This is a genomic window from Propioniciclava sinopodophylli (assembly GCF_004324755.1).
GTDB classification, from domain to species: Bacteria; Actinomycetota; Actinomycetes; order Propionibacteriales; family Propionibacteriaceae; genus Propioniciclava; species Propioniciclava sinopodophylli.
Genome location: NZ_SDMQ01000007.1, coordinates 148,222 through 167,125, shown reverse-complemented (window position 1 = coordinate 167,125; position 18,904 = coordinate 148,222). Strand labels below are relative to the sequence as shown.

The following is an 18,904-nucleotide window of genomic DNA, read 5'->3' as shown; positions in this document are numbered from 1 at the left end:
CAGCCTCCTACGACACGAGGTCGTGCATTGGCTCCCCGGTGCCGCTGTTTGGTGGTGAGATGGAGGCACGCACACGGTGAAGGAGGCAGGAGGCCATGGGCCGCGTCATCGTCCTCGGTTCCATCAACGTCGACCTCGAGACCACGGTCGGCGCCTATCCGCAACCCGGTGAGAAAGTGGTCGGGCACTCCTTGTCCCGCTACGCCGGAGGCAAGGGGGCGAACCAGGCGGTCGCGGCGCGCCGGGGCGGCTCCGAGGTGGTGATGGTCGGCGCGGTGGGCGACGACGACGCCGGGCGCGCGTCGCTGAACCGGCTGTTCGCCCAGGGCATCAAGCTCCAGGTCGAGCGGATCCCGCTGGTGCCGACAGGGCACGCCATCATCCTGTCCGACGGCCACACCAACGCGATCATCGTCCTGCCGGGCGCGAACGCGAAGGTCGGCCCGAACCCACTGCGTCCCATTCGTGGGCTGGGGGAGGGAGATCTGCTGCTCACGCAGCTGGAGACGCCCGTCGACACGGTCGCGGATGCCGTGCGCTTCGCCCGCCGCTACGGTGCGCGCGTGATGGTCAACCTGGCGCCGTGGGCGGACCTGCCCGCCGACGTCATCGCGGCGGCCGACCCGCTCGTCCTGCCCGCCGCCGACCTGCCGCGGCTCGAGGCGTCCGGCGTGTGTCCGGCCTCGCTGGTCGTGCTGCGCGGCAAGGAGGGCCTGGAGTGGGACGGCCAACGGTTCACCGGGGAGGTCGTGCCCGCCGACCAGGTCGCTGACACGGTGGGCGCCGCGGACGCGCTCATCGGCACGCTGGCGTCCGCCATCGTGCAGGGGGCGGACAAGGCGACGGCTGCGCGGGCCGCGCTGGCCGCCGCGGCGGACAGCGTCCGCCACGCAGGGGCCCAGCCCGACCCGCGCCTGTGAGGCCTTCGGTCAGCGGGTGACGTTGGCGTTGGTGACCGCGACGGCGACGTTGTGCCCGCCGAAGCCGAATGAGTTGTTCAGTGCCGCGAGGTCGCCCTCGGGCAGCGGGCGCGGCTCGTTCGCCGCGACATCGATCGAGAGGCCGTCCTCGGGGTCGTGCAGGTTGATCGTCGGCGGCACCAGGCGCTCCTTGAGCGCCAGGACGGTGGCGACGGTCTCCAGCGCGCCCGCAGCGCCCAGCAGGTGACCGGTCATCGACTTGGTCGAGGTCACGACGACCTGGTCGGCGGAGGCGCCGAGCGCGCGGCGGATCGAGCCGGCCTCGGTCATGTCACCCTGCGGGGTCGAGGTGCCGTGCGCGTTCACGTGGATGATGTCGGACGCCTGCAGGCCCGAGTTGCGCAGGGCCTTCTCCATGGCGCGGGACTGGCCGAGGCCGCCCGGGTCCGGCTGCACGATGTCGTGGTTGTCGTCGGAGACGCCGGCGCCGGCGATCGTGCCGTAGATCTTGGCGCCGCGGGCCTGCGCGTGCTCCAACGACTCCAGCACCAGGACGGCCGAGCCCTCCGAGAGGACGAAGCCGTCGCGGCCCTTGTCCCACGGGCGGGACGCGGCCGCCGGGTCGTCGTTGCGCCTGCTGAGGGCCTGCATCTGCGCGAAGGCACCGATCGGCAGCGGGTGGATCGTGGCCTCGGTGCCGCCGGCCACGACGATGCCGGCGCGGCCGAGGCGGATCTGGTCTACGGCCAGCGAGATCGCCTCGTTGGACGACGCGCAGGCAGAGACCGGCGCGTGCACGGCGGCGGCCGCGTTGACCAGCAGGCCCACGTTGGCGGCGGACGCGTTGGCCATCAGCATGGGGATCGTGAAGGGCGTCACCCGTCGGGGGCCGCGCTCCTTGTACACGTCCCACTGGCCGAGCAGGGTGTGGAGGCCGCCGATGCCGCTGCCGAGGCAGACGGCCAGCGTCTCGGGGTCGATCGGGTTGTCCTCGCCGAGGCCCAGGCCGGCGTCGAGCCAGGCCTCCTCGGCGGCGATCAGGGCGAGCTGGGTGTTGCGGTCCAGGCGACGGGCCTTGACGCGGTCGATCTTCTCGCTGGGGTCGACCTTGACGTAGCCGGCGATGCGCACGGGGAGGTCGGGTGCCCACTCCTCGGTGATCTCGACGATGCCGGACTCACCGGCGAGCATGGCCTGCCAGGTGCTGGCCAGGTCGCCGCCCAGGGGGGTCGTGGCGCCCATGCCAGTGATGACGATGTCCTTCATGGGTGCAGCCTTCATCGGAGTTCCTAACGGTGGGTGGGACAGGAGGGGTGGGCGGACGCCCGGGTTCGGTGGCCTTCGACGGGCCCAGGCACCCGGGCGTCCGGCCTGGTCAGCTGTGCTGCTCGATGTAGGCGACGGCGTCGCCGACGGTCTTGAGGTTCTTGCTCTCCTCGTCGGGGATCGTCACGCCGAACTTCTCCTCGCAGCCGACGATGATCTCGACCATGGCGAGGCTGTCGACGTCGAGGTCGTCGACGAAGGACTTGTCGAGCTGCACGTCCTCGACCGGCACGCCGGCGACGTCGTTCACGAGTTCGGCGAGCTGGGCGCGGATCTCTTCGGTGGTGGCCATGTTCCTACTCCTTGTGGTTGGGTTCCTACCCGGCCGGGATCGGCCGGAAACTGGGTCGGTCAGGGGATCGTGATGACCTGGCCGGCGTAGACCAGGCCGGCGCCGAAGCCGATGATCAGGCAGGTGTCACCCGACTTCGCCTCGCCGGAGGCGATCATCGCGTCGAGCGCGATCGGGATGGACGCGGCGGAGTTGTTGCCGAAGTGGCGGATCGTCCGGCCCACGGTCACGGTGTCGGGCAGCTTCAGGTGGCGCAGCATCGAGTCGGTGATGCGGTTGTTGGCCTGGTGGGGTACGAAAAGGTCGAGCTCCTCGGGGGCGAGACCCGCCGCGTCCAGCGTGCGGCGGGCGGCGTCGGCGATGAAGCCGGTCGCCCAGCGGAACACCGCCTGGCCCTGCATCGTGAGTTGGCTGGGCAGGCCGGACTCCACCGCCTCGGGCCACGTCCGGTTCATGTTGATGACGTGGGCCTGGTCGCCGTCGGAGCCCCACACCACCGGGCCCATCGAGGGCACGTCGGAGGGGCCGACGACCGCGGCGCCGGCACCATCGGCGAACAGGAAGGCCGTCGCGCGGTCACTGGTGTCGGTGATGCGGCTGAGGGTCTCCGCGCCGATCACGAGCACCCGGCGTGCGGCGCCCGAGCGGACCAGCGAGTCGGCCTGGGCCAGGCCGTACGAGAAGCCGGCGCAGGCGGCGGCGATGTCGAAGGCCGCCGCGCCGTCGGTGCCGAGCTTGGCGGCGACGATGGCGGCCAGCGACGGGGTCTGGATCAGGTGGCTGACCGTGGAGACGATCACGGCGTCGATGTCGGAGGCCTCGACCCCGGCGTGCGCGAGCGCGTTGCGGGCGGCCTCGAGGCTCAGCGACTCGACGGTCTCGTCCTCGGCGGCCCAGCGGCGCTCGACGATTCCGGTGCGCTGCTGGATCCACTCGTCCGAGGTCTCGATGAACTGGGTCATCTCGTGGTTGTCGACGACCCGGGACGGGATGGCCGCCCCGATTCCCTCGACGCGCGCGTACGCCGCGCCGGTGCTCGCCTTGATCGGCATGTCAGTTCTCCTCGGTGGATCGGACGCCGGCGTGCCGGGCGCAGAACGCGCGGGCCTCGTCGAGCTGGTCGGGGGTGTTCAGGGTGAAGAGCTCCACGCCGGGCATGTTGCGCTTGGCGATGCCCGTCAGGGTGCCGGCGGGCGGAAGCTCGAGGATGCCGGTGACGCCGAGGTCGACCATCGTCTCCATGCACAGGTCCCACCGCACGGGGGAGGTGACCTGCGAGACGAGGCGGGCGAGGTACTCCGCGCCGGAGGCCACCGCGGCGCCGTCGGCGTTCGAGAGCAGGGTGGTGTTCGGGTCGTGGGCCGTCATGCCGGACGCCGCGGCCTCGACCCGGACGCGCCCGGGCTCCATGTGCTCGGTGTGGAAGGCGCCCGCCACGGAGAGGCCGATGACGCGCGCCTTGGCGGGCGGGTTCTCGTGGAGGGCGGCGATCTGCTCGGCGGTGCCCGCGGCGACGATCTGCCCGGCGCCGTTGTTGTTTGCGGCGGTCGCGCCGACGGCCTCGATGGCGGCCAGCACCTCGTCGCGGTCGCCGCGCACGACCGCGGCCATGGTGGTCGGGCGCAGGGCGGACGCCTCGGCCATCCCGTTCGCGCGCTCGCGCACCAGCACGATGGCGTCGCTCGCGGTCAGGACGCCGGCGGCGGCCGCCGCGGTCACCTCGCCGACGCTGTGCCCGGCGAGCACGTCCACGCCCGGGAAGGGGACGCCCCCGGCGAGGGCCTCGCCGGCGATCAGGCCGGCCGCCACGAGGAGGGGCTGAGCCACGGCGGTGTCGCGGATGGTGTCGGCATCGGCCTCGGTGCCCAGGTGGGCCAGGTCGAGGTCGACGAGGGCCGACAGCTCCGCCAGACGGGCGGCAACTGCGGCGTCCTCGAGCCAGGGGGCGAGGAAACCGGGGGTCTGGGCGCCCTGTCCGGGCGCGACGATCGCAAGCACGTGTTCCATCTTGGCGGCGCGGCCGCCGGGTCGCGTCCGATTGCCACACAGTGTTTGGCGAGGGACTTTGTGGGTTTCCCACAAAGAGTCAGTCGAGGAGGCGGCCCAATGTCCCGGCGAGGCGGAGCACGTACGAGCCGCGCGGATCGCTGGGGGCGTACCCGGTGAGATCCTCGATGCGGCCGAGACGGTAGCGGACCGTGTTGGGGTGGATGAACAAACGCCGGGCGGTCGCCTCGATGGACGTGCCGGAGGCCCAGTAGGCCTCCAGCGTGGAGACGAGGTCGCCCGCGTGCCCGGCCAGGGGCCCGAAGATGTCGTGGGCCAGCTCGCGGCGGGCGTGGCCGTCGCCGGCCAGGGCGCGCTCGGGCAGCAGCGCCCGGGCCGAGACCGGGCGGGGGGCGTCCGCCCAGGCGGGGGCAGCCCGGCGACCCGACGTCGCCGCCCGGGCGCTGATCACGGCCTCGACGAGGTCGCCGACGACCGGGCCGACGACCACGGGGCCGTCACCGAACGATCCGGTCAGGTCGGCGACGTGGTCGAGGGCCTCGTCCTCTGTCTGGAAGTCGCCACCGAGCAGCACGACCAGCCGCGGCCCCTGGACCGACGCCAGCACGTCCAGCCCCGCCTTGGCGGCGTGCGTGCGCAGCTCGCGCAGGGCGGCGTCCGAGGCCGGCAGCTCGCCGATGACGACGCAGAGGCCCTCGGGGGAGTGCCAGCCCAGCGTCGAGGCCCGCGACACGACGGACTCGTCGGCGTCGCCGCGCACGACGGCGTCCATGACGAGCGCCTCGAGGCGGGCGTCCCAGGCGCCGCGGGTCTCAGCGGCGCGGGCGTACACCTCGGCGGCGTCGAATGCGATCTCGCGGCTGTACTGGAGGACGGCCAGCGTGAGCGTCTGCCGGTCGGAGCGGGGCAGGGCTGTGTTGATCTGCTGCTCGACGGTCTCGACCGTCGTGCGGATCAGGTCGACCGTCTGCTGCAGCGCCAGTCGCGTCGTGAGGGAGCGGGGCGCGGCGGAGAAGATGTTGCGCTGCTCGGCCGACGTGGTCGTGCCGGCGAACCAGTGCACGAAGCCGTCCACGCCGGCGCGGACGACGAGCGTCACCGACGAGCGGTTGTCGGCGTCAAGGTCGGAGAACCACGGGTAACGGCGGGTGATCTCGGCCAGGGCTGCCGTCGTCATCGCGGCGGAAGCGGAGGCGAGCCGGCGGGACATGGCGGAGCGTGCGCGGGGCGCCGGCATCCAGTCCGGTTCCTCGACTCCCATCGCCACCTCCTGCTCGTGCGCACTCTAGTGCCCCCGTCCCCCCCGCCCAGGACTCGTGCAACTACCGGCGAGGACTCATGGTTGTCGTGACGACCATGAGTCCTCGGCGGTAGTTAGGGGAGTCCTCGGCGGAGGGGGTGGCACCATGGCGGGGTGCGTGACCCGATCGTCGACCTCCGCGAGATCGCCAGGCTGTTGGACCGCCACGGCGGCCAGAGCCGGCGCGCCAAGGCGTTCCGGAACGCCGCGGACGTCCTCGCGGGCCTGCCCGGCACCGAGCGCGCCCGGGTGGACGCCGCGGGCGCCTGGTCCACCCTGCCGGGCATCGGCACCACGACCGCGAAGGTCATCGGCCAGGCTTACGCCGGTCGCACGCCCGACTACCTCGCCGAGCTGCAGGCCACCGACGGCCCCCTCGTCGCGGGCCCGAACCCGTTGCTGGAACACATCCGCGGCGACCTGCACACCCACACCGAGTGGTCCGATGGGTCCAGCACCCTGGAGGAGATGGCGCTGGAGGCCGCCCGGCTCGGGCGCGAGTGGCTGGCGATCACCGACCACAGCCCGCGCCTTCGGATCGCGAACGGGCTTTCCACCGAGCGCCGGCGCGAGCAGCGCGAGCACATCGCCGCGCTGAACGAGGCCCTTCGACAGGCTCAGGGAACGGGGGACGCGGCGTTCCGCGTCCTTTCCGGGGCCGAGGTGGACATCCTCGACGACGGCTCCCTCGACGGCGAGCCGGAGGCGCTCGACCCGCTCGACGTGGTCGTCGCCTCGGTGCATTCCAAGCTGTCGATGGACGCCGACGCCATGACGGTCCGCATGGTCACCGCCATCGCCAACCCGCGCACCAACGTGCTGGGGCACTGCACCGGCCGCCTCGTGTCCGGCGACCGTGGCGTCCGCGCGCGGAGCAGCTTCGACGCCGAGGTCGTCTTCGAGGCCTGTCGGCAGTTCGACGTCGCCGTCGAAATCAACTCCCGCCCCGAGCGTCAGGACCCGCCCGACGACCTGCTGGCCCTCGCCGCGGACATGGGCTGCCTGTTCTCCATCGACACCGACGCCCACGCGCCGGGCCAGCTCGGCTTCAGCGAGTACGGGGCCGCGCGGGCGGCGTCCGTCGGCCTGGACCCTGAACGGATCGTCACCTGCTGGCCGGTCGAGCGCGTGCTGGCGTGGGCCACCATGAGCAATTGACGTGTCGCCCCTTCGCTGGGCCAGCTAGGATCAGGGTGAGTCCCGGCGGGGCCGTGTGCGCCCTGCCTGCCCTTGACGGTCTGAGAAAGGACACCTTCCGTGGCATCTCGCGACAACGCGGGCCCCATTTTGAACGGCCTGCCCACGAACCTGCCCGACATCGACTCCGACGAGACCGCCGAGTGGCTGGAATCCCTCGACGGGCTGATCGACGAGCAGGGCCGCAACAGGGCGCGCTACGTCATGCTGAAGCTCCTGGAGCGCTCGCGTGAGCGCCACCTCGGCGTCCCGTCGCTGACGGCGACCGACTACGTCAACACCATCCCGGCCGAGTCCGAGCCGTGGTACCCCGGCGACCAGGACCTCGAGCGCAAGTTCCGCCGCCTCCTGCGCTGGAACGCCGCGGTCATGGTGCACCGCGCCCAGCGCCCGGGCGTCGGCGTCGGTGGCCACATCTCGACGTTCGCCTCGTCGGCGACCCTGTACGAGGTGGGCTTCAACCACTTCTTCCGCGGCAAGGACCACCCCGGTGGCGGCGACCAGATCTTCTTCCAGGGCCACGCGAGCCCTGGCCCGTACGCCCGCGCCTTCCTCGAGGGTCGCCTCGACGAGGCCGACATGGACGGCTTCCGCCAGGAGAAGAGCCACATCGTGGACGGGAAGATCCGGGCCCTGCCCAGCTACCCGCACCCGCGCCAGATGCCCGACTTCTGGGAGTTCCCGACCGTGTCGATGGGTCTGGGCCCGATCAACGCGATCTGGCAGGCCCAGTTCAACAAGTACCTGCACAACCGGGGCATCAAGGACACCTCGCAGCAGCGCGTGTGGGCCTTCCTCGGCGACGGCGAGATGGACGAGGTCGAGAGCCGCGGTGCCCTGCAGCTGGCCTCCTACGAGGAACTCGACAACCTGACGTTCGTGGTCAACTGCAACCTGCAGCGCCTCGACGGCCCCGTGCGCGGCAACGGCAAGATCATGCAGGAGCTGGAGAGCTTCTTCCGCGGCGCCGGCTGGAACGTCATCAAGGTCGTGTGGGGCCGTGGCTGGGATCCGTTGCTCGCCGCCGACAAGGACGGCGCGCTGGTCAACCTCATGAACGCCACCTCCGACGGCGACTACCAGACGTTCAAGGCCAACGACGGCGCCTACGTCCGCGACCACTTCTTCGCGCGCGACCCGCGCGCCGCGAAGATGGTCGAGGGCTGGGAGCCGGAGCGCATCTGGAGCCTGACCCGCGGTGGCCACGACTACCAGAAGGTGTACGCAGCCTACGACGCCGCCACGAAGTTCACCGGCGCGCCGACGGTCATCCTCGCGCACACCATCAAGGGCTACTTCCTCGGCCAGCACTTCGCCGGCCGCAACGCAACGCACCAGATGAAGAAGCTGGCCCTGGACGACCTCAAGCAGTTCCGCGATCGCCTCGACATGCCGGTCACGGACGCCCAGCTCGAGGAGGATCCGTACCAGCCGCCCTACGTCCGCCCGGACGCCAGCGACGACCGCATCGCCTACGCCCTGGAGCGCCGCCGCGCCCTGGGTGGCCCCGTTCCGGAGCGCCGCAACAGCCCCAAGCCGCTGAAGCTGCCGGAAGCCAAGGCCTACGACTCGGTGAAGAAGGGCTCGGGCAAGCAGGAGGTCGCCACCACCATGGCGTGGGTCCGCCTGCTCAAGGACCTGCTGCGCGACAAGGAGTTCGGCGCCCACGTGGTGCCGATCATCCCCGACGAGGCGCGCACGTTCGGCATGGACTCGCTGTTCCCGACCATCAAGATCTACAACCCGCACGGCCAGAACTACACGCCGGTGGACCACGACCTGATGCTGTCCTACCGGGAGTCCAAGCAGGGGCAGATCATCCACACCGGCATCAACGAGGCCGGCTCGATGGCGTCCTTCACCGCGGTGGGTTCCTCCTACGCGACCCACGGCGTCCACATGGTGCCGATCTACATCTTCTACTCGATGTTCGGCTTCCAGCGCACCGGCGACGCCATCTGGGCCGCCGCCGACCAGCTGACCCGCGGGTTCATGATCGGCGCCACCGCGGGCCGTACCACGCTGACCGGTGAGGGCACCCAGCACATGGACGGCCACTCGCCCATGCTGGCCGCCACCAACCCGGCCGTCGTGCACTACGACCCGGCCTACGGCTACGAGATCGCGCACATCATGCAGGACGGCCTCGAGCGCATGTACGGCGAGAACCCCGAGGACGTCATCTACTACCTGACGGTCTACAACGAGCCGCTGGCGCAGCCGGCCGAGCCCGAGGGCGTCGACGTCGAGGGCATCAAGAAGGGCATGTACCTGCTCGCGAAGGGCAACTGGGACGGCGTCAACAGCGACGCCCGCCAGGTGCAGTTGCTCGCCTCGGGCGTCGGCGTGCCGTGGGCGCTGGAGGCCCAGCAGCTCCTGCACGACGACTGGGGCGTGGTGGCCGACGTCTGGTCGGTCACGTCGTGGACGGAGCTGCGCCGCGACGCCCTGCGCGTCGACGAGGCCCGCTTCCTGCACCCGAACGACCAGCACGCCGACAGCTGGCTGGTCGAGAAGCTGAAGGATGCCCGGGGCCCGGTCATCGCGACGTCGGACTACATGAAACAGGTCCAGGACCAGATCGCCCAGTGGGTGCCCGGTGACTACGCCTCGCTCGGTGCGGACGGCTTCGGCTTCTCCGACACCCGCGCAGCCGCCCGCCGGTTCTTCCACATCGACGGCCCCTCGATGGTCGTCAAGGCGCTGCAGATGCTGGCCGCCCGCGGCGAGGTCGATCCGGCCTGGCCCGGTCAGGCGGCCGAGAAGTACCGCCTGCTCGACGTGACCGCCGGCTCGTCCGGCAACGCCGGCGGCGAGTCCTGACGTACTGACACGGAGCGCGCGCGGCCCACGAATCCTCGCGCGCTTCGCCGTCGTCTGGCACGCTAGAGCCACGCAAGTCGATTTCGCGAGGGGGTGTCCTACGTTGGGCAGCACGCCGGTGCCCGGTAAGCAGGGTGGTGTGACGGGGGTCTTGGCCATGGGGTTCGAACCCGGCCAGATCATCCAGGAACTGGGCTGGGACACCGACGTCGACGAGTCCCTGCGCGACGCCGTGATGGACGCCATCGACGCCGACCTCGTCGAGGACGCCCTCGAGGCGGTCGACGCGGTGCTGCTGTGGTGGCGCGAGGAGGACGGCGACGTGGGCGACGGCCTCGTGGACGCCCTGCGTGACCTCTCCAGCACGGGCCACATCTGGTTGATGACCCCCAAGGTCGGCCGCGACGGCTACGTGGAGCCCGCCGACATCGCCGAGGGCACGGCGACGGCAGGGCTCGTCCTGGCGAGCCCGGCCTCGGTCTCCCGCGAGTGGCAGGCGCAGCGCATCGTGCGCCCCCGCGCTGGCAAACGCTAGGGCCGCCCCTCGCGTCGGACGCCCTCGGCGTCCCTTCGACCTAGTCTGTGCTCCGTGTCCGGACCGTCCACGCGCCGCTCCTTCGTCGCGCTCATCGCCTCCAACGTCCTCGGTGGTGTCGGCGTCGCGTCCGGCATCGCCGTGGGCTCGCTGCTGGTGGTGAGCCTGAGCTCGGTCGCCTTCGCCGGGCTGGGGCAGGCGCTGTCGGTGTTCGGGGCGGGGCTGATGGCCGTCCCGCTGGCCGGTCTGGCGGCCCGGCGCGGTCGGCGTCCGGCCCTGGCGCTCGGTTACGGAGTGGCGCTGCTCGGCGCCGCCGTGATCATCCTGGGGGCGGCGCTGGGCTGCCTGCCCGTGCTGTTCGCGGGCCTGCTGGCCTTCGGCGCCGCCCAGGCGACGAACCTGCAGACGCGGTACGCGGCGTCCGAGCTGGCCGGCACGGAGCGGCGCGGCACCTGGATGTCAATGGTGCTGTGGGCCACGACCATCGGCTCGGTCGCCGGCCCGAACCTCAGCGCCGCCGGCGGGCAGCTGGGGTCCGCTGTAGGCCTGCCCGCCCTCGCCGGCCCCTACTTTTTCTCCTTGGCTGCGTTCGCCGCCGCGGCCGCGGCCGTCCTGCTGCTGTTGGCCCGACGCCCGGCCGCCGCCGCGACCCAGGTGACGTCCGCCGCCCCGATCTCGGCCCTGGCCGCGCTGGGCTGGTCGGCCCGGCACCCGGTGGCGCGCTTCGCGGTGGCGCTCATCGTGGTGGCGCACGCGGTGATGGTCGGCATCATGTCGATGACGCCGGTGCACCTCGGCAACGGTGGGCACGGCCTGGGCGTCATCGGGCTGGTCATCAGCCTGCACATCCTCGGCATGTACGCCCTCAGCCCTGTGTTCGGGGCGCTCGCCGACCGGTCCGGGCCGATGCGGACGGCGCTGGTGGGGTTGGTGACCCTGGGGGCGTCCGCCGCGCTGGCCTTCCTGGCGCGCGACAGCCTGCTGGCCATCATCTTCGCGCTCGTGCTGCTGGGGCTGGGCTGGTCGGCGTCCATCATCTCCGGGTCTGTGCTTCTGGCCGACGTCGACTCCGGCGCCGTCCGGGTGCCCTTGCAGGGGGCGACCGACGCCCTGATGAGCTACGGGGGAGGGGCGTCGGCGATGACGGCCGGTGTCCTGCTGGCGGCGATCGGGTACGGCGGCCTGGCGCTCGTCGCCGGGGCCCTGATCATCCCGGCCGCCGCGCTGGGCTGGGTGGCGAACCGGTCACGCAGAGTCCCGTCGCGAGGTGCGAGCGCCGGCGAGCCTCACGTGAAGTCTTGAGGTGCGAGCGAAGCGAGCCGCCGAGGGCCGAGGACGTGGGCAAATGGCCTGCGGGCCGATTCGGTGGCCCGGGCGACAACTCTGGCTGACGCCTGGCGCGCCTGGGCGTGGGTGGCGTCAGCCAGATATGCAACCCGGGCTCCAGGGCGTCCCGGGCGACAATGCTGGCTGACGTATGGCGTGCCTGGGCGTGGGTTGCGTCAGCCAGATATGCAACCCGGGCCCCAAAGCCGCCACTCAGATGTGTCGCCCGAGTTGGCCCGGCCGCCGGGGGCACTGACACAATGGCGTCTCGCGGGCGCATGGCTCAGTTGGTTAGAGCACCTCCCTTACAAGGAGGGGGTCGGGGGTTCGAGTCCCTCTGCGCCCACTCGGGTGGCGGCCCTTCGAGGCTCGCTTCGCTCGCACCTCGGGGGCCTCCGGCGCTCGCGCCTCAGGGGCCACCGGGCTTCGGGGTAGAGTGGTCCCCCGTGGCAGCCCTAGACATCAGCACCGAGATCGCGGATCTCGACCGCGCCCTGACCAGCATCGAGGCCGTCCTCGACCCCGACGCAAAGCGCGCCGAGATCGCGGGCCTCCAGGAGGAGGTGGCTGCCCCCGACCTGTGGGACGACCAGGAGAACGCCCAGCGCGTCACGTCCCGGCTCTCCCGCCTGCAGTCGGAGGTGGAGCGGCTCGAGAAGCTGCGCGGACGCCTCGACGACCTGCCGATCATGTTCGAGCTCGCCGCCGAGGAGGGCGACGAGGCCTCCCGCGCCGAGGCCGAGAAGGAACTGGGCGGGCTGAAGGACGAGATCGCCGCGCTGGAGATCCGCACCCTGCTGTCAGGCGAGTACGACGAGCGGGACGCCGTGGTCACCATCCGCGCGGGCGCCGGCGGTGTGGACGCCGCTGACTTCGCCGAGATGCTGCTGCGCATGTACTTGCGCTGGGCCGAGCGGCACGGCCACGCCACCAAGGTGATGGACACCAGCTACGCCGAGGAGGCGGGCCTGAAGTCGGTCACCTTCGAGGTCAGCGCCCCCTTCGCGTTCGGCACGCTCTCGGTCGAGGGCGGCACCCACCGCCTCGTCCGGATCAGCCCGTTCGACAACCAGGGCCGGCGCCAGACGTCCTTCGCCGCCGTCGAGGTGATCCCCCTGATCGAGTCGACCGACCACGTCGACGTGCCCGAGTCCGACATCCGTGTCGACGTGTTCCGCAGTTCCGGCCCCGGCGGCCAGTCGGTCAACACCACCGACTCCGCCGTGCGCATCACCCACCTGCCCACCGGCCTGGTGGTCTCGATGCAGGACGAGAAGAGCCAGATCCAGAACCGCGCAGCCGCCATGCGCGTGCTCCAGTCGCGCCTGCTGCTGCTGAAGAAGCAGGAGGAGGACGCCAAGAAGAAGGAACTCGCGGGTGACGTCAAGGCGTCGTGGGGCGATCAGATGCGCTCCTACGTCCTGAACCCGTACCAGATGGTTAAGGACCTGCGGACCAACCACGAGGTGGGCAACCCCGACGCGGTCTTCGACGGCGACATCGACGGCTTCATCGACGCCGGCATCCGCTGGCGCAAGCAGGTCGAGCTCGGCGAGGACGTGTAAGGGGCTTCGACAGGCTCAGCCGACCGGGACGGCGTGCCGCAGTGGCGCGGGCGTCCGGGTCGCCTACGCTGAGGATCGGCCGGCCTGAAAAATCTCAGGATCCTTCCCCATCGTCGACCCCGGCTGGGACACACCTGTGATCACGTTCACCGACGTCACCAAGACGTACCCCGGGCAGAAGCGACCGGCGCTGTCCGGCGTCTCCGCCACCATCGAGGACGGGGAGTTCGTCTTCCTCGTCGGCCCGTCGGGGTCGGGGAAGTCCACCTTCCTCCGCCTCGTGTTGCGCGAGACGCGCGCCACGTCGGGCCAGGTCGTCGTGGACGGCCGCGACCTCGGACGCATGCGTGGCTGGCGGATCCCCAAGCTGCGCCGCGGCATTGGCACCGTGTTCCAGGACTTCCGGCTGCTGCCCGGCAAGACCGTCCACGAGAACGTCGCCTTCGCCCTGCAGGTGATCGGACGCCCGGGCCGCGACATCCGCCGCACCGTTCCGGCTACCCTCGAGATGGTGGGCCTGGCCGACAAGGCCGACCGCCTGCCCGAGGAGCTGTCGGGCGGCGAGCAGCAGCGGGCCGCGCTCGCCCGGGCGGTGGTGAACGCACCCCGCATCCTGCTCGCCGACGAGCCGACCGGCAACCTCGACCCGAGCACCTCGGTCGGCATCATGAAGCTCCTCGACCAGATCAACAAGGACGGGACGACCGTCCTCATGGCCACCCACGACTCCACCGTCGTCGACCAGATGCGCCGGCGCGTCATCGAGCTCAGCAACGGCGAGCTCATCCGCGACCAGGCCCAGGGCGTCTACGGGTACCAGTGATCGGGTAGGGGAGAAGACACACCATGCGCCACGCACTCACCGAGCTGTTCTCGGGGCTCCGCCGCAACGCGAGCATGAATCTCGCCGTCCTCGTCACCATGTGGGTCTCGCTGACCCTCTTCGGCCTCGGCGTGCTGGTGACCCAGCAGGTCGACCTGATCAAGGGGCGGTGGTATGACCGCATCGAGATCAACGTCTTCTTGTGCACGCCGGCCACCCAGGGCGAGAACTGCACGCCCGGTCAGGGAACGACCGACGCCGAGCGCACCGCCATCCGCGCCGCCCTGAACGGCAACCCCGAGGTGGCCGACGTCTACTACCAGAGCCAGGAAGAGGTCTTCGCCGAATTCAAGCAGACCTACGCCGATTCACCCGTCCTCGCGTCCATGAAAGCTGAGGACATGCAGGATCTTTTCAGGATCAAGCTGACGAATCCTGAGGAATATCAGAAGGTGGTTGCCGAGACGAGCATGATGCCCGGCGTCCAGAACGTGCAGGACCTGCGCCAATTCCTGGATCCGTTGTTCGAGTGGCTCAACTGGGGCCGGTGGCTCGCCATCGGGGCGTCTGGACTGCTGCTGCTGGCGGCCGCCCTGCAGATCGGCAACACCATCCGGATGGCCGTCTTCACCCGCCGCCGGGAGATCGGGATCATGCGCCTGGTCGGCGCCTCGAACACCTACATCATGTTGCCGTTCCTGCTCGAGAGCCTGATCGTGGCCCTCGGCGGGGCGGCCCTGGCGTGCGCCACGCTGGCGGCCATCCAGCAGTTCGCGATCGTGGAAAAGGCTAAACCTGCCCTTCAGGGATTCACGTGGGTCGGCTGGGACCATGTCGGGATTGCCGTGGTTTGGCTTGTGGCCGTCGCCATCGCCCTCTCTATGATCCCCACGTTGGTTGCGACCCGCCGCTTCCTGAAGGTGTGAGCCTTCTCCTGCGCGGTTCGCACACGCGAAACCGTTGGGAGTCAAGAAGTGAGCCAGGTCCACGAAGCCGTGTGCGCGTCACGTCGGGCGCGTCGGTTGGCGGGGGTGTGCACGGTGGCGGTGCTGTCCGTCGCCCTGGTCGCGCCCCTCGCGTCCGCCGAGACGCTGTCCGACCTCCGCAACCAGGTCGCCGACACCCGCACCAAGCGCAATACGGCTCAGGACAGTGTCCATTCCGCGCAGCAGAATGTGAATGCCGCGACGCAGGCACTCCTGACCTCCCAGAATGAGTTGGAAAATGCGCAGGCGGCGCTTGCCGACATTTCCGTGGAATTGGACATCGCGCGCGAGAATGACGCGCGAATCGCCGCCGAGCTCGAGGCCGCCCGCGCCGAGCTCGAGCTCGCCAAGCAGCGCGTCGCCAAGGCCGAGGCGGAGGTCGCGGCCCAGGTCGCCCTCATCGGCCAGGCCGCCCGCGAGTCCTTCCAGCAGCAGAGCGACCTGCGCGACCTGACCGTCCTGTTCGGCGCCGAGACGCCGGCCGAGATGAGCCAGCGCCTCCAGTGGAACACCACCGTGTTCGACACCCAGGCCGCCGAGAAGGCCCGACTGGACGCCGTGCGCGACGAGCTCGAGGCGGCCCGCGCCCTGCAGGCCGAGATCGAGGCCCGCATCGCCGGCGAGAAGGCCGAGTCCGAGAAGTCGGTCGCCCGCATCGCCCAGCTCGAGCGCCAGGCCGAGGCCCAGCGCGCCATGGTGGCCCGCCTGGTCGCCGCCAACGAGGTGGCCCGCACCGCAGCCCAGTCCGAGCTGGACGCCGACGAGGCCGCTTTCCGCTCGCTCCAGGCCGACGAGCAGCGACTGCAGGGCGAGATCCAGGCCGAGATCGCCCGGATCCGCGCCGAGGAGGAGGCGCGCCGCAAGGCCGAGGAGGAGGCGCGCCGCAAGGCCGAGCAGGAGGCACGGGACACCCAGAAGCCTTCGTCGGCGCAGCCGCCCCGCGCGAGCACCCCGTCCCGGTCGTCCTCGCGCGTGTCGGCTCACGGCTTCCAGCGCCCGGTCAACGCGAACTACGGCTCGCCGTTCGGCATGCGCTTCCACCCGATCCTGAAGTACTGGCGCATGCACAACGGCGTCGACCTGGGCGCCCCCACGGGCACCCCGATCTACGCCTCCCAGTCCGGCACCGTGCTGAAGTCGGGCCCCAACGGCGGCTACGGCAACTTCATCCTGATAGGCCACGGCGACGCCATCAACGGCAAGTACGTGACCACGGGGTACGCGCACAACTCACGCAACGTCGTCAGCGTCGGGCAGCGCGTCGAGCGCGGCCAGCTGATCGGCTACGTCGGCAGCACCGGCCTGTCCACCACGCCGCACCTCCACTTCGAGCTGCGTCTGGACGGCGTCCCGGTGAACGCCGTCCGCTACGTGGCCTGACGGCCGCGCGCGTTGCGAGTGCCGCCCCGCTATATGCTGGGCGGCACTCTCGCGTCAGGAAGGAGCCGTCGGCCATGCCGCGACCCGAGGGGCGCGTCCTCGTCGCCCAGAACAAGAAGGCCCGCCACGACTACCACATCGGTGACCGTGTCGAGGCCGGCCTCGTGCTGCTCGGCACGGAGGTGAAGTCGCTGCGCGCCGGCCGCGCCTCGCTGACCGACGGGTTCGCCACGATCGACGACGGTGAGGTGTGGCTGCGGGGCGTGAACATCCCGGAGTACAAGTTCGGCACCCACAGCCACGGGCCGACGCGCAACCGCAAGCTCCTGCTCCACCGCCGCGAGATCGCGAAGCTGGAGAAGGAGGTGGCCAACTCCGGCCGCACGCTGGTGCCGCTGTCCATCTACTTCAGCGACGGCTACGCCAAGGTCGAGATCGCCGTCGCCACCGGCAAGAAGGACTGGGACAAGCGCCAAACCATCGCCGAGCGGGACGCCAACCGCGAGGCCCAGCGCGCCCTGGCCTCCCGCAACAAGCGGGGGCGTTGAGGTGCGCGCGGGCCTCCGCCGCGTGTTGGCCACGCTGGCCGGCCTGCTCCTCGCGCTGGGCTGGGTCCTGGGCGTCGCGACCCCGGCGCACGCCGCCGGCGACACGTACGACCGCTTCGACGTCGACTACACGGTGACGGCGGACGGCTTGCTGAGGGTCACCGAGACCATCGAGCTGCGCTTCGGCCCGAACTCCGGGCGGCACGGCTACGAGCGCTACCTCGTCACGCGTGAGCCGTTCGACGACGACCAGGACATGTCCTACGAAGTCACGAACATCCAGGTGGCCAGCCCGAGCGACGTGTCGACGGCGTGGCAGGTGTCGAACTACTCCAACACCGAGCGCGAGTCGGTGATGCGCATCCGCATCGGCGACGCCAACCGCACGATCCGGACGCCCACCGCAACCTACGTCCTCTCCTACGACGTGCGTGGCGCGCTGCGCACCCCCCAGTCGACGGGCGTGCCGGAGCTGTACTGGGACGTGACCGGCTCGACGATGGGCGCCATCCGCTCCTCGACCGTGACCGTCACCGTGCCCGGCGGCGTCCAGGGGGCGACGTGCTTCGTGGGCCCGCCGCGCTCGACCCAGACCTGCGCCCGCGCGGTCACCTCCGGCGACACGGTCACCTTCACCCAGCCGGACGGCATCCCGACCGGCTCGCTGATGACGATCGGCGTGCAACTCGACCCGGCGTCGGTGAGCAACACCACCCCGATTGTCAGCGAGCGGGGGGACGCCGCCGAGATGCGGGCCACGCGCGTGATGCAGGGCGCCGGGGCTGCCGCGGCGGTCGCCATTCCGATCGCGGGTTTCCTCTACTACCGCCGCCGTGGCCACGACGAGCGCTACGCGGGCGTCCCGCCGGGGACGGTGCCGCTGGCGGGGGAGGCGACCCGGGTCGAGCGCAACGACCCGGACGTGCCGGTTCCGGTGTCGTTCGCGCCCCCGAAGCTGCCGCTCACCTACGCGGGCTTCCTTCTGGACGGGCGCTACAGGACCGAGCACCTCACCGCCACGCTGGTCGGCCTGGCCACGCACGGGGCGATCACGCTGGAGTCCGGCGACCGGCCCGTAGCTGAGCTGCGCGACCCGCGCCGGGCTCCCGACGACCCCAGCGCCCTGCTGCTCGGGGAACTGTTCAGCGGCGGCAAGGGCACCGTCCGGCTCGACCGAGCCGGCCAGCTGGCCGACGCCTCGGACGCCCTCGAGCGCGACGCGCGGACCGTGGCGTTGGGCAACCGCTGGTTCCGCGGCGTGGCCCGCGGGCGCAAGAGCGGCTCGATCATGGGGCTGCTGTGGATGGCGATGATCGCCTTCTTCTTCTTCGACGTCCGCCTGCTGGCGGGCTTCGGGTGGTTCCTCGTCCCGGCCACCGTCGCTCTGGTGATCACACTCATCGTCGTGCAGGGCAAGATGGCACGCGGCCAGCGCACCGCCCTGGGTCGCGCGTGGACGGACCAGGTGGAGGGGTTCCGCACCTACATCGCCACGGCTGAGGCCGACCAGCTGAAGTTCGAGGAGGGCGAGGACATCTTCACCAAGTACCTCCCCTGGGCGGTACTGTTCGGGTTGGCCGACCGCTGGGTCCGCGTCTGCGAGCAGGCGATCGCGATGGGCCGCATGGCCCGCCCGGACGCCTCCTGGTACGGGGCGTCCACCTTCGACGCCCACCTGCTGCTGTGGCACCTCGACTCGCTGAGCCACACGATCCCGACCTCGACGGCCCCCTCGGTGGCCTCGCACGGCCCGAGCTTCAGCAACGACATCGGCTTCGGCGGTGGCGGTTCGGCCTTCGGCGGTGGCGGCGGCTTCGGTGGCGGCTTCTCTGGCGGCGGTGGCGGCGGAGGCGGCGGCGGCAGCTGGTGAGTAGGG

General features: G+C 71.1%; 16 protein-coding genes and 1 tRNA gene. 12 read left to right on the top strand and 5 right to left on the bottom strand.

Going from position 1 to position 18,904, the window contains the following annotated elements; genetic code table 11:
• The first annotated feature begins 95 nt into the window (after positions 1-95).
• On the top strand, positions 96-920 hold the full coding sequence (locus ET989_RS08625) for a PfkB family carbohydrate kinase (RefSeq protein ID WP_131168131.1): 825 nt from the start codon (positions 96-98) through the stop codon (positions 918-920).
• A gap of 9 nt (positions 921-929) precedes the next feature.
• Here ET989_RS08625 and fabF read toward each other — a convergent pair whose 3' ends face one another.
• The 5 genes from fabF to ET989_RS08600 form a co-directional block, all read right to left on the bottom strand.
• Positions 930-2,186 (bottom strand): beta-ketoacyl-ACP synthase II, encoded by a 1,257-nt coding sequence (gene fabF, locus ET989_RS08620; RefSeq protein ID WP_131168155.1) that lies wholly within the window; start codon positions 2,184-2,186, stop codon positions 930-932.
• 109 nt (positions 2,187-2,295) lie between these two features.
• Positions 2,296-2,538: an acyl carrier protein gene (locus ET989_RS08615; RefSeq protein ID WP_131168130.1), complete on the bottom strand. Its 243-nt coding sequence runs from the start codon at positions 2,536-2,538 to the stop codon at positions 2,296-2,298.
• A gap of 59 nt (positions 2,539-2,597) precedes the next feature.
• Positions 2,598-3,590: a beta-ketoacyl-ACP synthase III gene (locus ET989_RS08610; RefSeq protein WP_131168129.1), complete on the bottom strand. Its 993-nt coding sequence runs from the start codon at positions 3,588-3,590 to the stop codon at positions 2,598-2,600.
• A gap of 1 nt (position 3,591) precedes the next feature.
• Positions 3,592-4,536 (bottom strand): ACP S-malonyltransferase, encoded by a 945-nt coding sequence (locus ET989_RS08605; protein WP_131168128.1) that lies wholly within the window; start codon positions 4,534-4,536, stop codon positions 3,592-3,594.
• An 88-nt stretch (positions 4,537-4,624) separates the two neighbouring features.
• Positions 4,625-5,806, bottom strand: a complete 1,182-nt coding sequence (locus ET989_RS08600; protein ID WP_131168127.1) for a PucR family transcriptional regulator — start codon at positions 5,804-5,806, stop codon at positions 4,625-4,627.
• 153 nt (positions 5,807-5,959) lie between these two features.
• Here ET989_RS08600 and ET989_RS08595 point away from each other — a divergent pair, with 153 nt between their 5' ends.
• The 11 genes from ET989_RS08595 to ET989_RS15165 all read left to right on the top strand — a co-directional run bounded on the left by ET989_RS08595 (position 5,960) and on the right by ET989_RS15165 (position 18,898).
• On the top strand, positions 5,960-7,003 hold the full coding sequence (locus ET989_RS08595; protein ID WP_131168126.1) for a PHP domain-containing protein: 1,044 nt from the start codon (positions 5,960-5,962) through the stop codon (positions 7,001-7,003).
• Positions 7,004-7,102: 99 nt separating this feature from the next.
• Positions 7,103-9,865 carry a pyruvate dehydrogenase (acetyl-transferring), homodimeric type gene (gene aceE, locus ET989_RS08590; protein ID WP_131168125.1) on the top strand — a complete coding sequence of 921 codons (2,763 nt, stop codon included), beginning with the start codon at positions 7,103-7,105 and terminating at the stop codon, positions 9,863-9,865.
• A 157-nt stretch (positions 9,866-10,022) separates the two neighbouring features.
• Positions 10,023-10,400: a DUF3052 domain-containing protein gene (locus ET989_RS08585; protein WP_131168124.1), complete on the top strand. Its 378-nt coding sequence runs from the start codon at positions 10,023-10,025 to the stop codon at positions 10,398-10,400.
• Positions 10,401-10,454: 54 nt separating this feature from the next.
• A complete protein-coding gene (locus tag ET989_RS08580) occupies positions 10,455-11,702 on the top strand; it encodes an MFS transporter (protein WP_131168123.1) in 1,248 nt (415 codons plus the stop codon).
• 296 nt (positions 11,703-11,998) lie between these two features.
• A tRNA-Val gene (locus ET989_RS08575) sits at positions 11,999-12,072 on the top strand.
• Between the two features lie 100 nt (positions 12,073-12,172).
• On the top strand, positions 12,173-13,291 hold the full coding sequence (gene prfB, locus ET989_RS08570) for a peptide chain release factor 2 (protein ID WP_131168122.1): 1,119 nt from the start codon (positions 12,173-12,175) through the stop codon (positions 13,289-13,291).
• Positions 13,292-13,427: 136 nt separating this feature from the next.
• Entirely contained in the window at positions 13,428-14,114 is a 687-nt protein-coding gene (gene ftsE / locus ET989_RS08565) for a cell division ATP-binding protein FtsE (RefSeq protein ID WP_131168121.1), read from the top strand.
• A 23-nt stretch (positions 14,115-14,137) separates the two neighbouring features.
• Positions 14,138-15,040 carry a permease-like cell division protein FtsX gene (ftsX, locus tag ET989_RS08560; RefSeq protein WP_206662278.1) on the top strand — a complete coding sequence of 301 codons (903 nt, stop codon included), beginning with the start codon at positions 14,138-14,140 and terminating at the stop codon, positions 15,038-15,040.
• A gap of 114 nt (positions 15,041-15,154) precedes the next feature.
• Positions 15,155-16,480 (top strand): M23 family metallopeptidase, encoded by a 1,326-nt coding sequence (locus ET989_RS08555; RefSeq protein WP_131168120.1) that lies wholly within the window; start codon positions 15,155-15,157, stop codon positions 16,478-16,480.
• A 74-nt stretch (positions 16,481-16,554) separates the two neighbouring features.
• On the top strand, positions 16,555-17,028 hold the full coding sequence (gene smpB, locus ET989_RS08550) for an SsrA-binding protein SmpB (RefSeq protein ID WP_131168153.1): 474 nt from the start codon (positions 16,555-16,557) through the stop codon (positions 17,026-17,028).
• A gap of 1 nt (position 17,029) precedes the next feature.
• Positions 17,030-18,898 (top strand): DUF2207 domain-containing protein, encoded by a 1,869-nt coding sequence (locus tag ET989_RS15165; RefSeq protein ID WP_180320772.1) that lies wholly within the window; start codon positions 17,030-17,032, stop codon positions 18,896-18,898.
• Positions 18,899-18,904 lie beyond the last annotated feature (6 nt).

Coding starts and splice junctions, on each gene's coding strand:
- ET989_RS08625 (WP_131168131.1), top strand. CDS start 96: ATGGGCCGCGTCATCGTCCTCGGTTCCATCAACGTCGACCTCGAGACC.
- fabF (WP_131168155.1), bottom strand. CDS start 2,186: ATGAAGGACATCGTCATCACTGGCATGGGCGCCACGACCCCCCTGGGC.
- ET989_RS08615 (WP_131168130.1), bottom strand. CDS start 2,538: ATGGCCACCACCGAAGAGATCCGCGCCCAGCTCGCCGAACTCGTGAAC.
- ET989_RS08610 (WP_131168129.1), bottom strand. CDS start 3,590: ATGCCGATCAAGGCGAGCACCGGCGCGGCGTACGCGCGCGTCGAGGGA.
- ET989_RS08600 (WP_131168127.1), bottom strand. CDS start 5,806: ATGGGAGTCGAGGAACCGGACTGGATGCCGGCGCCCCGCGCACGCTCC.
- ET989_RS08585 (WP_131168124.1), top strand. CDS start 10,023: ATGGGGTTCGAACCCGGCCAGATCATCCAGGAACTGGGCTGGGACACC.
- ftsX (WP_206662278.1), top strand. CDS start 14,138: ATGCGCCACGCACTCACCGAGCTGTTCTCGGGGCTCCGCCGCAACGCG.
- smpB (WP_131168153.1), top strand. CDS start 16,555: ATGCCGCGACCCGAGGGGCGCGTCCTCGTCGCCCAGAACAAGAAGGCC.